At 60.1% G+C, this 14,574-nt stretch carries 13 protein-coding genes; 11 read left to right on the forward strand and 2 right to left on the reverse strand.

What is annotated here, in order from left to right; translation table 11 throughout:
- The first annotated feature begins 121 nt into the window (after positions 1-121).
- The 10 genes from L2Z93_RS07505 to L2Z93_RS07550 all read left to right on the forward strand — a co-directional run bounded on the left by L2Z93_RS07505 (position 122) and on the right by L2Z93_RS07550 (position 12,584).
- Positions 122-988 (forward strand): SDR family NAD(P)-dependent oxidoreductase, encoded by an 867-nt coding sequence (locus tag L2Z93_RS07505; RefSeq protein ID WP_012394818.1) that lies wholly within the window; start codon positions 122-124, stop codon positions 986-988.
- A gap of 1 nt (position 989) precedes the next feature.
- Positions 990-1,913, forward strand: coding sequence for a hypothetical protein (locus L2Z93_RS07510; RefSeq protein ID WP_012394817.1), 924 nt, complete (start codon positions 990-992; stop codon positions 1,911-1,913).
- Complete coding sequence (locus L2Z93_RS07515) at positions 1,910-3,409, forward strand: flavin-containing monooxygenase (protein WP_012394816.1); 1,500 nt, start codon at positions 1,910-1,912, stop codon at positions 3,407-3,409. Before L2Z93_RS07510 ends, L2Z93_RS07515 begins: the two co-directional genes overlap by 4 nt.
- A 47-nt stretch (positions 3,410-3,456) precedes the next feature.
- The gene (locus L2Z93_RS07520) at positions 3,457-4,974 is read left to right on the forward strand and encodes a flavin-containing monooxygenase (protein WP_012394815.1); all 1,518 of its coding nucleotides are present in this window, start codon (positions 3,457-3,459) and stop codon (positions 4,972-4,974) included.
- Positions 4,971-5,936, forward strand: coding sequence for an alpha/beta hydrolase (locus tag L2Z93_RS07525; protein WP_012394814.1), 966 nt, complete (start codon positions 4,971-4,973; stop codon positions 5,934-5,936). Before L2Z93_RS07520 ends, L2Z93_RS07525 begins: the two co-directional genes overlap by 4 nt.
- Positions 5,937-5,997: 61 nt before the next feature.
- Entirely contained in the window at positions 5,998-7,533 is a 1,536-nt protein-coding gene (locus tag L2Z93_RS07530) for a flavin-containing monooxygenase (protein WP_012394813.1), read from the forward strand.
- 115 nt (positions 7,534-7,648) lie between these two features.
- Entirely contained in the window at positions 7,649-9,106 is a 1,458-nt protein-coding gene (locus L2Z93_RS07535; RefSeq protein ID WP_090588009.1) for a cytochrome P450, read from the forward strand.
- Entirely contained in the window at positions 9,103-9,756 is a 654-nt protein-coding gene (locus L2Z93_RS07540) for a transglutaminase-like domain-containing protein (RefSeq protein WP_012394811.1), read from the forward strand. Before L2Z93_RS07535 ends, L2Z93_RS07540 begins: the two co-directional genes overlap by 4 nt.
- Before the next feature lie 14 nt (positions 9,757-9,770).
- Entirely contained in the window at positions 9,771-11,396 is a 1,626-nt protein-coding gene (locus tag L2Z93_RS07545) for a fatty acid--CoA ligase (RefSeq protein WP_016889183.1), read from the forward strand.
- 66 nt (positions 11,397-11,462) lie between these two features.
- Complete coding sequence (locus L2Z93_RS07550; protein WP_016889182.1) at positions 11,463-12,584, forward strand: acyl-CoA dehydrogenase family protein; 1,122 nt, start codon at positions 11,463-11,465, stop codon at positions 12,582-12,584.
- 136 nt (positions 12,585-12,720) lie between these two features.
- Here the strand turns inward: L2Z93_RS07550 and L2Z93_RS07555 are convergent, their stop codons facing one another.
- Positions 12,721-13,200, reverse strand: a complete 480-nt coding sequence (locus L2Z93_RS07555) for a transposase (protein ID WP_308214500.1) — start codon at positions 13,198-13,200, stop codon at positions 12,721-12,723.
- A 356-nt stretch (positions 13,201-13,556) separates the two neighbouring features.
- On the opposite strand from L2Z93_RS07555, the gene L2Z93_RS07560 reads away from it, so the two are divergent.
- On the forward strand, positions 13,557-14,093 hold the full coding sequence (locus tag L2Z93_RS07560) for an HD domain-containing protein (protein ID WP_012394808.1): 537 nt from the start codon (positions 13,557-13,559) through the stop codon (positions 14,091-14,093).
- A gap of 10 nt (positions 14,094-14,103) precedes the next feature.
- Here L2Z93_RS07560 and L2Z93_RS07565 read toward each other — a convergent pair whose 3' ends face one another.
- Positions 14,104-14,571, reverse strand: a complete 468-nt coding sequence (locus L2Z93_RS07565; RefSeq protein ID WP_012394807.1) for an NUDIX hydrolase — start codon at positions 14,569-14,571, stop codon at positions 14,104-14,106.
- Between the last annotated feature and the right edge of the window lie 3 nt (positions 14,572-14,574).

The raw sequence follows: 14,574 nt of genomic DNA on the forward strand, positions 1-14,574 counted from the left end.
TCTTGACAAAACGTCGGGCTCACGACCAAACTGGTGGCATGCGACACCAATGGTGGCTGATGCCCCCAAATCAATGGTCTCCCGCACCGGAAATCAGTGTCGCGATCCGAAAGGCAAGCAGATGAGGTTCTTGCCGTTCGGTAGTTCACCAGGTAGAACCCACCGCGCCCACGCAGTAGTCACAGGCGCAGGGAGCGGTATCGGCCGCGCGTTCGCCGTTGAGCTTGCACGCCGAGGTGGACGTGTTGTGTGTGCGGACAAAGACCCCATCACTGCGAAAGAGTCGGCCGAGTTGGTGAGGCAGGCCGGCGGCGAGGGTTTCGACGTCGTATGCGACGTCACCGACCTTGAGCAGGTCCGTAACCTCGCTGATGCCAGTGAAGACTGGTTTGGCAAGGCGGCGAGCCTGGTGATCAACAACGCCGGAATCGGTGCGGGCGGCAATCGCATCGGCGCTACGTCGGTCGAGGACTGGAACGCTGCGATTTCTGTCAACCTTTGGGGTGTTATCTACGGGTGCGAGACTTTCGTTCCCCGGCTCCGGAGCAACGGCCGTGGCGGAGTGATCAATGTGGCGTCCGCCGCGAGTTTCGGCTCGGCGCCCCGAATGGGGGCATACAACGTGAGTAAGGCCGGAGTGCTCGCTCTGTCCGAGACCTTGGCGGCCGAACTGAGCGGTACTAACGTCAATGTCACAGTGCTTTGCCCCACCTTCGTCAAGACGAACATCGCCAAAAATCCTCAGATTGAGGAGTCGGCGGCGAAACTCGCGACCAACCTGATGAGGTGGACCGGCATTTCGCCGGATCAAGTGGCTCGAACGACCTTGAACGCGCACGATCGCGGACAAATCTATGTAGTGCCCCAACTGGACGCGAAAATTTTGTGGCAACTGAAAAGAGCTTTACCCGGTCAGTTTACGCGGGCGTTGGGGCTGGTGGAGCGCGTGGCCTCATGGAACGATCCAGCCGAACAGAGGGAGCAGTGAAATGGCGTTCGCATATAGCGACATGCTCGAGACGATCAAGAACAAGCAATGGGCTCTCGCCGATATCGATTGGGGCGCCCCTGGTGCGGAGTTGATCACCGACGAACAGCGTCCCAAACTCAAGCAATTCATGTCCGACGTGGTGTGGATTGAGCATGTCGGAGCGCGCGCCTTTGCTGCGATGGCCCCGAAGGCGCCCTTCGAAGCGCTCGGAGACATTTACCGTTACTTTCACGCCGAGGAGCAGCGTCACGCCAACGCCGAACTTGCTCTGATGCGTCGCTGGGGCATGATCGAGGAAGGCGAAAAGCCTGTACCGAATAAGAACATCCGTCTCGTGATCGAGTGGCTAGATCGGTACGCTGAGGCTCTTCCTCTGACTGTCATCGGCGCCGCGATTCCCGCACTGGAGACCGCGCTGGACGGGGCCCTGCTGAAATTTCTCCTTGATGAGGTCGACGACCCAATTTGCGGGGAAGTATTCAATAAGGTCAACAGCGACGAATCGCGGCACCTTGCAGTAGGTTTTCAAGTCCTGAATGACCTCGGCGCCAGTCCCATGCGAATCCATGCAATCCAAACGGTCGGCGCTGTGATGGACCCCCGTATTCTCACTGGCGCGTTGCTGTATATACCGCTTCTCACGCGCATGTTGATGAATCTCAACGCGATGGGGCTATCCGAAGAGAAGCTGTACAACGCGGTGACGCGATATGGCAATGTCGGGGACCGCAGTGAGCACACGCGGAGGGTGCCTGGATATCACATCTTGAAGGCCCACATGTCCTCCTCGATCAAGCGGTCCCAACCCCTTCACTTCGTTTCCCAGCGCTTAGGCAATGCGATCGACATCTTCCCCGTGCAAGTACTCGGGCGACCGCCTTCATGGACGGATGAACTGACCTATGAACCGGTCGCTAAATGACGGACACGGTAACGACTTTGATCGTCGGCGCCGGCTTCGCGGGTATCGGTACGGCGATGAGAATGCTTCAAGCGGGGGTTAACGACTTTGTCATCTTGGAGCGATCACATCGCGTCGGGGGCACCTGGCGTGACAACACTTACCCCGGCGCCGCCTGCGACATTCCGTCATTGCTGTACTCCTACTCGTTCGAGCCGAACCCAGGCTGGACTCGCGCATACTCGGGGAGCGCAGAGATCCTCGCCTATATCGACGCGATTGTCGCGAAATACGATCTTGGGAGGTTCATTCATTTCGGTGCGGACGTGAGTGCACTGGAATTCGACGAGGATGCCGGAGAGTGGGTTGTCGACACGACCGGCGGCAGGCGGTATCGGGGCCGTTCAGTCGTGATGGCTAGCGGACCACTTGCTGACGCCAGTTTCCCGGATATTCGTGGCATCGAGTCGTACGAGGGGAAAAAGATTCACAGTGCTCGGTGGGACCACTCCTATGACATGAGCGGTAAGAGGGTGGCGGTTATCGGGACCGGGGCGAGCGCTGTGCAGATCGTTCCCGAATTGGTCCAGTTGGCGGCGTCGGTCAAGGTGTTTCAGAGGACGCCCGGCTGGGTCCTACCGAGGGTGAATTTCCGGCATCCGGCCTGGGCGCGTTCGACTTTCAAGCGCATGCCGGCAACCGAACAGGCCCTACGAGGTGCGTGGTTTTGGGCGCATGAGGTCATGGCCGTGGGCATGGTTTGGGATACCGCTGCCACATCTGTCATCCAAGCGGCCGCGAAGGCGAATCTGCGTCGGCAGGTGAAGGATACCTGGTTGAGACGTCAGCTAACACCGCAGTTCAGACCTGGGTGCAAACGCATGCTTATGACTAACGACTATTACCCTGCTCTCCAGGCCGATAACTGCAAACTCGTCAGCTGGCCGATCGCCACACTGGCTCCGAACGGAATTCGAACCGCCGACGGCATCGAGCATGAGGTGGACTGCATAGTATTCGCGACAGGCTTCGATGTGTGTAAACGCGGTACGCCATTTCCGATCCTGGGGCGCGACGGGCGAAAACTCGAAGACGCGTGGTCTGAGGGGAGATTTGCCTACAAGAGCGTGAGTGTGGCCGGGTATCCGAATTTGTTCTTCACTTTCGGGCCTAATTCCGGTCCTGGCCACAACTCCGCTCTTCTATATATGGAGGCGGCAATCGATTACATCGTAAAAGCGATCGAGCTCTTGCGCGACCAAGGTAACGGAGTCCATACCCTGGATGTGAAAGAGAATAGCCAAAACGCGTACCACTCCAATATTCAGCGGCGGTTACGACGCACGACATGGAACTCGGGTTGCAGCAGCTGGTATTTAACAGAGGATGGCTATAACGGCACGATGTATCCGGGCTTTGCGACTCAGTTCACCAGGGAACTGTCCCGTCTGGATATGCGGGATTACGATATCACTCGGCGTGACGATGCTGACCTGAAGTTGACACAAACACGCTGAACTGCAGCAGCGGATAGGGTAAACATCAAAGCGCACGTGAGGAAGTAATGGGTTCTGAGTCTGGGCAGCACTACGAAATTGTAATAGTCGGAGCCGGGTTTTCTGGGATTGGTACAGCGATCAGCCTGTTGAAGGCCGGATTTGCGGACTTTCTTATAGTCGATGACGCCGATGGCGTCGGCGGTACATGGCACTGGAATACGTATCCGGGAATAGCGGTCGATATTCCGTCCTATAGTTACCAGTTCTCTTATGAGATGCGAACATCCTGGTCACGTACTTACGCTCACGGGGATGAGTTGAAGGCTTATGCAGAGCGGTGTGTAGAAAAATACGGACTCCAAAATTACATCCGGTTCAACACGACTGTGGACGAAGCCTGTTTCGACGAAGGCGCCGCACTATGGCGGCTGAGCTGCTCCTCTGGTCAGAATCTGACCGCGCGTTTTGTGATAAATTGCTCTGGCGTTCTCAGTCGGCCGAAGTGGCCTGATATTCCAGGAGTGCGCGACTTCGCCGGCGTGACGCTGCATACGGCCAGATGGGACCATACGAAAGATCTCACCGGTAAGCGGGTGGCGGTGATCGGGACTGGGGCATCTGCGGTGCAGCTGATTCCCGAAGTCGCGAAGATCGCATCAAGTCTGACGGTCTTCCAGCGAACGCCGATTTACTGCTTGCCGAAGCCGGATTTCTCCATACCGAGCTGGGCCGCGACAGTGATGCGGTTGGTGCCAGGGGCACAACTGATGACGCGCACTGCGAGTCAGGCGTTCGTCGAGTTCACATTTCCCATCGCAGCTCATTTTCACTCGTTGATCCCTGTGTCGGACCTCATGGAAGAGGCGGCGAAACGCTATATGCGTCGGGCGGTCGACGATCCGGTGACTCGAGACCAACTCATTCCTCGCTATTCGTTGGGTTGTAAGCGACCGAGTTTCCACAATTCCTATCTCGCAACGTACAACCGTCGCAATGTTTCGCTCGAGACCAGCGGCATCACCCATGTCGACCATGCCTCGGTTCACACTGAAGATGGCAAGAGTTATCCGATCGATGTCATGGTCTTGGCCACCGGGTTCAAAGTGATGGAGTCGGGCAATATGCCGACTTATGTGCTGAAGGGACGCGGTGGAGTGGAGCAGTCTGCCTGGTGGGATGAGCACCGCCTCCAAGCCTTCGAGGGTGTGAGCGTCCCAGGGTTCCCGAATCACTTCAATATCTTCGGTCCCTATGGTTACAACGGCTCCTCGTACTTCACACTCATCGAGGCGCAAAGTCGGCATATCGTCCGCTGTCTTCGTCGTGCGCGCACGCTGAAGGCTGATTACGTAGAGGTCAGACAGCAGGCGAACGATCGCTACTTCGGTGACATGGTTAGCCGCCGACATCGACAGGTTTTCTGGCAGCCGAGCTGTTCCAATGCCAACAGTTACTATTTCGACAAACACGGCGATGTTCCGTTGCGTCCGTCAACTACCCTGGAGACTTACTGGCGTAGCCGCACCTTCCGGCTCTCCGATTACCGATTTGAACGTCGCGCAGAATCCGTTGGCGCACGGTGACCAACACTGATGCGGCGGACCGGCGCCCCAGTCTTGCAAGTCATTTCGTGGCAATGACTTCGCGAAACACACTGCGTCCGCTGTCGCAACTCATCCCGTCGAGCGCCCACGGCCTCGCGGTGATGGATCGCGTACTCCGGATGGCGCTTGTGGGATCGCGGCCCCGCCGAAGCGTGGCGGTTCGCACAATAGATACCGAGTTCGCCGGGAATCAGATACGCGGGGATTGGATCACTTCTCCTGCAGTCGATCCACACGCGGTTCCGTTGCTCTACATTCATGGCGGCGCCTACTCCATGTGCTCACCGGCTACCCACCGCGGCCTGCTCGGTGAACTTGCCTCCGCGAGCGGTCGGCCCATCTTTGCGGTGAGGTATCGGCTAGCTCCACGCTATCCCTTTCCCGCTGCCGCCGACGATGCACTGAACGCATACCGCTGGCTCGTCACAGGGCAGCCTTCGGCTTCCGGCGAACGCGGTGTTGCGGTGGCCGGGGACTCGGCGGGCGGCCAGCTCACGATGGCCACCGCCCTTGGCGCACGTAGTGACGGACTGCCGCTGCCGGATTCGATGCTTCTCATGTCTCCGGTCCTGGATCTGACATGTGAACTCGCGAGGGCACGCGAACTTCGCCGCCGTGATCCTTTCGCCTCTGCTCGGTCCGCGGCCCGCGCTCTTGACCTGTACGTGGCTGGTGCAGATCACCGCAATGAGCGAATCAGCGTGCTCGACGCAGACCTCAGGTCCATGCCACCGATCCTGATTCAGGTAGGCGGAAGAGAAATGTTGATCGATGACTCGAGGCATCTTGCCGACCGCCTCCGATCGGCCGGATCAAGCGTTGAGATACAGGTGTACCGGGGACAGATCCACGTGTTCCAAGCCATGTTCCGAATCCTGCCCGAGGCTCGTGAGGCGATCCACCGCGCTGGAAACTTCCTGAAAGCTTCGGCCCACCGGTGAAAGTGTTGGGACCGTGGATGCTCCACTGCCACCGCGCCATCAACTGCTTCTTAGCTGTCTCATGACAGGCGGCTTTGCGAGGGATCCTCGAGGACACGATCCGTCGATAGTGATCATCGGGGCCGGCGTCGCGGGTATCGCCATGGCCCATCAGCTGAAGAGGGACGGATTCACCAACTTCACCATGGTGGAAAAGGCTGCAGACATCGGCGGCGTCTGGCGCGACAACACCTATCCAGGAGCGGCTTGCGACGTGCCGTCAGCGTTGTACTCACTCTCGGACAAGCCCAACACTCGTTGGTCGAGACGTTATGCAGAACAGCCCGAGATACTCCAATATCTTCGCCGACTCGTCCTGGCCGACGGAATGGACCTGCATTTGCGCACGCGGACCGAAGTCGTCGAGATGACCTTCGATGAACAGGCCGGCCGTTGGCGTTTGGTGACCGGATCCAGCGAGACGATCTGGTGCGATGTCGTGATTTCGGCCGTGGGGCAGCTCTCGCGACCTCATACGCCGAATATTGCCGGCGAAGACACCTTCGAGGGGCCGCGTTTTCATTCGGCGCGTTGGGACCATTCGGTATCGCTGCGCGGCAAGGAAGTAGCCGTCATCGGGACAGGCGCAAGCGCGATACAGTTTGTGCCACGGATCGCACACGAGGCACAGCGCGTAACGCTGTATCAGCGCACGGCGCCTTGGATTTTGCCGAAGTGGGACAGCAGGTACGGACGTCTTCACCAACAGCTGATTAAGGTTCTGCCGCTGTGGCTGCGTCTTGAGCGTTTCGCGGTATGGCTGATTTTTGAAGTGCTCGCAGTGACGTTGGTCGACGCGAAGCCCTTGTCACGCATTCTCGGCGCGGTCGCCCGCTACCACCTCCATCGGCAGGTTGCCGATCCAATGCTGCGCCGGCAACTCACGCCATCAGATGCGCCGGGGTGCAAGCGGGTGTTGTTCTCGAATGATTACTACCCCGCGATTGCCAACGGTGAAGTCTCGTTGGTGACCAACGCGGTTGCGAAGCTTTGCGACAAGGGAGTCGTGACCGACGATGGCGTACTCCATCGCGCGGATGTCGTCATTTACGGAACAGGTTTCCGCGCTACCGACTTCCTCGCCCCGATGCGTGTTCGCGGCTGGGGCGGAGTGACTCTGGACGAGGTGTGGGGGACGCAGGCGCACGCATACCTGGGCATTACAGTCCCGATGTTCCCGAATCTCTTTCTCCTCTATGGCCCGAACACGAATGTCGGTTCCGGGTCGATCATTTACATGATCGAGTCTCAGGTCCGCTATGTCGGTGCCCTCATCAAGATTTTGGCGAGTGACCCAGGGCGTACGGTCGACGTCAGGCCAGACATCGAGCAAAGCTACAACACACGATTGAGCCGGCGGCTGCGAAGGTCGGTGTGGGCGCTTTGCGCGAGCTGGTACACGACCTCGAGTGGCGCGATCCCGACGAACTGGCCTGGGCCTACATTTGCCTACCGGATCCTCACCCGCAAACCACGCAGTCACGATTATCTATTCAGGCACGTTGAACGCCTTCAGTTAGACGGCCCGAGTGAGAACCGCGCGAGGCTGCGCAGATGATCCGGGTCGCAGGCGGTGTCTAACATTTCACTGTTAACTGTTCGAATATTGACATTCAGCACATCTATGTAAACTATTACCAGATACCCGTGCAGCAGAGCGCCCAGGAGGCATCGTGGCTAATCAGCTTCTCGCAATCACGCGTCACCCCAAGGAGCGGTTGACGTCTGTCCTGTTGGCGCCCGCCCCCCGCGTCGTCGATGACAAATGGCGACAGTGGAGTCGGGACTGGAGAGTCCGGGAACTTGCGCCGGCCCCCGCCGGATCTGGGCTGAGAGCCGTCCTAGGGGACGCTGGACTCCCGTTGCTGGGGCACACTGTCGACTACATCCGATTTGGTTCAGAATTCAGTCGGGAGCGTTACGAACGTTTGGGCTCGGTGTCGTGGATGGGCGCATTCGGTACCAAAATGGTGGTCATCGCCGGTCCAGACGCAACGCGTGAGGCGTTCACAAGCGAAGCCAAGGCCTTTTCTCAAGATGGCTGGTCCTTCCTGATCGATGCTTTCTTCCATCGCGGGTTGATGCTCATGAGCTTCGACGAACATTTGATGCACCGGCGCATCATGCAGGAGGCGTTCACGCGTCCTCGCCTGACCGGATATGTCGGGCAGGTGGCCCCGTGCGTTCGCGCAGCCGTGCCCGCGTGGCCGACCGGTCCGTCGGTCCGGATCTACCCGTTGTTGAAGAATCTCACCCTCGATATTGCCACGGATGTCTTCATGGGTGGCCGCGGCAAGGACGAGAGCGCTGCTGTCAACGAGGCGTTCGTGTCCACTGTTCGCGCGGCGAGTTCCTTTGTGCGAGTTCCACTCCCGGGCACCAGGTTCCGCGCCGGCGTGCATGGGCGGCGCGTGTTGGAGGACTACTTCTCCCGACACCTGCCGGCCGCGCGTGCAGGCGAGACCGACGATCTATTCGCCGCCCTCTGCCAGGCGACCACACAAGACGGTGAACGGTTCTCCGACGAGGATGTGATCAACCACATGATCTTTCTCATGATGGCCGCCCATGACACCTCCACGATCACCACCACTGCTGTCACCTACTTCCTCGCTAAACATCCTGAGTGGCAGGAGAAGGCAGCGGCGGAGGCGCGGTCCTTCGGTCACGATTCGCCAGATATCGACGAACTGGAGCGGATGACGGTCCTCGATCTGATCCTCAAAGAAGCTCTGCGTCTGCTGGCGCCCGTTCCGCTGGTGATGCGCAAGACCGTCCGCGATGTCGCCATCGACGGCTATCACATCCCCCGTGAAACCTTGTGCGCAATCACACCCGCCGTAAATCACTTCGACCGCAGAATATGGAGCGACCCGGACCGTTTCGATCCGTCGCGCTTCGATGAGCCCCGGCGCGAGGACCAACAGCACCGATTCGCCTGGGTGCCGTTCGGCGGGGGGGCGCACAAATGCATTGGGATGCAGTTCGGCACACTCGAGGTGAAGGCAATCCTGCACCAGATGTTGCGTACCTACACTTGGACGGTCCCAAACGACTATCACGTGCGTTGGGACAACACCTCGCTGCCCATTCCCGTGGACGGACTGCCTGTGACGTTGCGGCACCGATGAGCGGTGAGAACTCGCCTTACCTGGAGCCCACGGAGTTCCTCGATTGGCAACATGAATCGGTACGCGACTTCGTTGCATCGGCGACCCGCGGCGCGGTCGACGACACCACGAAGGCCATAGCCATCTTCACTGCGGTCCGCGACTCGATTTGGTATGACCCCTACACCGTGACCGATGACCCGCATGCGTATCGCGCCAGCACCATCGCAACTGCAGACCGCGCTTACTGCGTCCCGAAGGCGGTGCTCTTGACGGCGGCCTGCCGAGCAGCAGGCATCCCAGCGCGGCTGGGGTTCGCCGATGTCCGAAACCACCTTCAGACCGAGACATTGCGTGAGCGGATGGGCGGTACCGACGTCTTCGTCTACCACGGATACAGCCTCATGCATCTCTGCGGTGTCTGGGTCAAGGCAACTCCGGCGTTCAATCGCGAGCTATGCGCACGGTTCGGCGTCCCGCCAATTGATTTCGACGGGCGCACAGACGCCCTGCTGCACGGGTTCGCCGGTGACGGCACACAACACATGGAATATCTGAGGGATCGAGGCGCCTTCGACGATCTACCGCTGGCAGAGATCCTGCAAGCGCTCAGAACCCACTACGGGACGCTCATAGGCGATGCGAGTCGCCATCCAGACCTGTTCGCCTGAAGGGCCGATGCGTAATGCACAGCACGATGCAAGACGTCCAGCTCACAATCTCGGCAATTGTCCGCCATGCCGCCTCCATTCACGGAAACAGCGAGGTGATCACCCCCGACGGAATTGGATACCGAAGTATGTCCTACCGTAGCGTCCTGGGGCGAGCGGGCCGACTTGCCAATGCGTTGCGCGGGCTCGGAATAACGGCAGATCAACGGGTGGCCACTTTTCAGTGGAGTAACCAAGAACATCTCGAGGCCTACTGCGCGGTTCCCTCCATGGGCGCGGTGCTGCACACCCTCAACATTCGTTTGGCTCCAGAGCAACTCGCGTACATCGCCAACCATGCCAGCGATCAGATCATCCTGGTGGATGCGTCGGTTGCGCCATTGTTGGCTAGTGCGCTACCAGCGATGGAGTCGGTGCATACGGTCATCGCCACCGGGGGCGGCGACCTCGCTCCGCTGCAGCGATGCGGGAAGACGGTGTTGCGTTACGAGGAGATCCTGGCGCAGCAACCGGAGACTTTCGATTGGCCCGAGATCGATGAGCGTTCCGCCGCGGCCATGTGCTACACCAGCGGGACTACTGGAAATCCCAAAGGTGTTGTCTACAGCCACCGTTCGACCTACCTACATGCACTGACCGCCTGCACGTCGAACGCCCTGGCAGTGAGCGAGGCCGACCGTATCCTGGCCATTGTCCCGATGTTTCACGCCAATGCGTGGGGACTGATCTACGCGGCGTTGATGTCTGGTGCGGACTTGGTATTACCCGATCGCCATCTGCAAGCCGCGCCGCTGGTGTCGATCATCGAAGAGACTCAGCCGACTATCGCCGGTGCAGTGCCGACGATCTGGAACGATGTCGATCGATACCTGGAATCGAATCCCGCCCGGGACATCTCCTCACTTCGGCTGGTTGCCTGCGGGGGATCGGCAGTCCCCGTCTCGCTGATGCGGGCATTCGAAGACAAGTACAACGTGCCTATCGTGCAGGCATGGGGCATGACCGAAACCTCGCCGCTGGCTACCGTCGCACGCGCAGCGCACGGAGTAGGCGAGACCCGTGCGTGGGAGATGCGCGAAAGCCAGGGTCGGCCGATGTGCGGTGTCGAGATCCGGTTGCGTGACGACCACAAGAAGACAGTGCCGTGGGACGGTCGATCAGCGGGTGAAATACAGGCGCGAGGCCCGTGGATCACCGGCGCCTACTTCGGCGACGATGATCCGGACAAGTTCGACGGAGGGTGGCTGCGCACCGGCGACGTCGGCCGGATCGACCCGGACGGGTATCTCACGCTGACCGATCGTGCGAAGGACGTCATCAAGTCAGGTGGAGAATGGATCTCCTCAGTCGAGCTGGAAAACACGCTGATTGGTCACCCGGCGATCTACGAGGCTGCGGTGGTGGCAGTTCCCGACGACAAATGGCAGGAAAGACCGCTCGCCCTGGTCGTGGTTCACCGTGGAGCCGAGGTCGACATCGACCGACTGCGCGCGTTTCTGTTGGACAAGGTCGCCAAGTGGTGGATCCCGGAGCGGTGGAGCTTCGTGTCTGAGATTCCCCGAACAAGCGTCGGGAAATACGACAAGAAGGCCATACGCGCGCGTCACTCCGCCGGCGAGTATCAGATCGAAACGTCCTAAGAAATCAAACCCATTGATATTGAACAGCCGAGAGGGAATCCTGTGACAGCATCAATTTCTCCCTGGATGAGCGCCGAATTGCTCGAGCTTCGTGACCTTGCCGCGAAGTTCTTCTCGACCGAATTGGCCCCACATGCGCAACGTTTCGCAGACCAGCACCAAGTTGACCGAGAATTGTGGCACAAAGCCGGCGAACTAGGCCTGCTCTGCATGTCCATACCCGAAGAATACGGCGGGGGAGGCGGCACATTCGCGCACGAAGCCGTCGTACTCGAAGAGCAAGCCCGAGTCGGGGACAGCTCATGGGGCGCAGGGCTGCACAGCGGAATCGTCGCGCACTACATCCTCCAGTATGCGGCCGAAGAACTACGGAGGCAGTGGCTGCCCAAGATGGCCTCAGGCGAAATGATCGGTGCTATCGCCATGACGGAGCCAGGGACCGGTTCTGATCTGCAGAGTGTCAAGACCAAAGCAATTCTTGACGGTGACGAGTACGTGATCACCGGCGCAAAGACCTTCATCACCAACGGTCAGCAAGCCGACCTGATCATCGTCGTCGCCAAGACAGATCCAAGTCAGGGCGCCGCCGGCATCTCGCTGATCGTCGCCGAAGCCGATCGACCCGGATTCCGGCGCGGCAAGGTCCTCGACAAAATCGGCCAACGCGGACAAGACACCTCCGAGTTGTTCTTCGACGACGTAAGAGTGCCCCGCTCGCACCTCCTGGGCGAGACCGAGGGTCAGGGTTTCATTCAGCTGATGACGCAGCTACCTCAAGAGCGGCTCATCGTCGCGGTTGGGGCGGTCGCGGCGATGGAACTTGCCGTGGAGCAGACACTCAAATACACCCGTGAGCGGGAAGCGTTCGGACGGCCCGTCTTCGGCTTCCAGAACACGAAATTCATCTTGGCCGAAGCTGCAACCGAAACGCGCATCGCACGAGTATTTTTGGACTACTGCATCGACCTACACCTCGCGGGCCAACTCGACGTCCAGACCGTCGCCATGGCGAAATGGTGGACCACTGAGCGAGCGATGAAGGTGCTCGATGACTGTTTGCAGCTCCACGGCGGATATGGGTACATGACCGAGTACCCCATCTCGAGATTGTGGGTGGACCAGCGCGTGCAGAAAATCTACGCCGGCACAAATGAGGTGATGAAGGAAATCATCTCGCGTTCCCTATGACCCTGAACGATTAGCCACCTGCACATTACTCACCTGGGAGGATTGATGGCATCTACAGAGGTGCCATATCGCCACGAAATGGGTGGACATTGCGGATCGGGTGCCCTTCGGGAGTTGATACCAGATGCTCCTATCTTCAGGCAATGAGTTCTTCAGGCAATGAGTTCGTTGGTTCTTCTGCTGGGTTGGCGGAGGGCGTGGTAGATCTCGCGGGCGATGTACGCTTGATGCAGCGCATGATTCCGTTCTTGGTTTTGCCTTCGGCCAGGCGGTGAACGAAGTAGTCGCGGGTGGGCTGGTGACGGCGCATGCGCACCACCAGGATGACGTGCAGGGCACGGTTGGCGTCGCGATTGCCTCCCCAATTGAGCCGGTGGCGGATCGTTTTGCCGCTGGAGGCTTCCAGTGGGCTGACCCCGCAGAGTTTGGCGAAAGCGGCGTCGCTGCCGATCCGAGCGGGGTTGTCGCCGAGGGCGGTCAGCAGCGTGGCAGCGGTGTCGGGCCCGACGCTGTAGCTCGGGTGCGGCGGTGGCGGTGATGGTGTCGACGTGGCGTTCGAGTCGGGCGGCTGCGGTGTCGAGCTGGTGGCAACGTGCCGCCATCGACTTGATAGCAGTAAAGAAAGTTCTCACATCGCAGGCCAGCGGCGGTCAGGCGGGCGTTGGTCGCGCCTGCTGCCCGCGGCGTCTCGATGCGGCGAGGAGCGAGGACAGTCCTGGCTTGTCGTGGTGCCAGGATGCCGTGGCCGTTGAGATGTACAGCGCTCGTCGTCGTGTGCAAGCTTGTGTGGCGGCGGACGGAGGGCGAAGCGTAGCGAGCGGCGCGGACGGGAGCGCCAGCGGACGGGAGCAGAGGGAGTGTAGCGAAGCCCGCAGGTAGCCGCCGGTTCCTCGCGGGCTATGGCGGCCCGGGCTCCGCTGAGCATCAGTTGCGGGTCTGCGCCATGGCGATGGGACTCGTAGGATGGCGGTTGTGAGCGGGATGCTGGCGCAGCGTGCACGGCGAGAGGCCGAGACGCGACTGGTGGGGCAGCTGCGGCGGTTGGCGCATGTGCGGGGTGTCGCGACGACTGCCGAGCGGCTGAGTCGGCGGTTCGATGCCCAGACAGCGGACTCTTTGGTGGCAGCGGCGTGGCTGCACGATATCGGCTACGCACCGTCGTTGCGCCGGACCGGGTTTCATCCGCTCGATGGCGCAGAGTTTGCCCGGGCGGCGGGTTTTCGGGAGCTGGTCGCCTCCCTGGTGGCGTTCCATACTGGGGCGCACGCGGAAGCTGCCGAGCGCGGCTTGTCAGGTTTAGCGGCGTTCAGCGATCCGCCCAGCGATGTTCTGGATGTGTTGACCTTTTGCGATCTGACGACCGGGCCGGACGGGGCGCCGGTATCACCGCGAGATCGATTGATCGAGGTGTTGGGCCGCTATGGACCCGAGGACCCGGTGCACCGCGCGGTCGACGCGGGGCGCGACGAACTGTTGGCGGCGGTCCGACGGGTACGCGATTGGCTGTAAACCCAGCCGGTTAGCCGAGGTAGGGGCTGTCGCGGTGTTGCAGGTAGTGCTCGATGCGCAGTCGCATCGACGGGTGCATGTCCAGATTGGGGATGTCGTCGGGATCGGTCCAGGCGATGTCGGTGCTTTCGTGATCGATGGCCAGGGTACCGCCGAGAACCTTGGTGGTGAAGGACAGAGAGAACTGTTGGCGGACTTCGCCATCGGTGAACGCGACGACATGCTGCGGGTTGGTGTAGACACCGACAAGGCCGGTGACTTCAATGTCGAGCCCGGTTTCCTCTTTGACTTCCCGGACGGCGGTGTCGGCAATCGTTTCGCCGATGTCGTGTCCGCCGCCGGGTAGCGCCCACAGGGTGTTGTCGCGGCGTTTGATCAGCAGGATACGACCCTGTTCGTCGGTGACGATGGCCGAGGCTGACGGAACGACGCTGTTGGGCAGCGGGGCGTTGGGGTCGTTGTAGTAGTCGGTTCGCATAGG

The sequence above is a fragment of the Mycolicibacterium brumae genome (assembly GCF_025215495.1).
In the GTDB taxonomy this organism is placed as follows: Bacteria; Actinomycetota; Actinomycetes; order Mycobacteriales; family Mycobacteriaceae; genus Mycobacterium; species Mycobacterium brumae.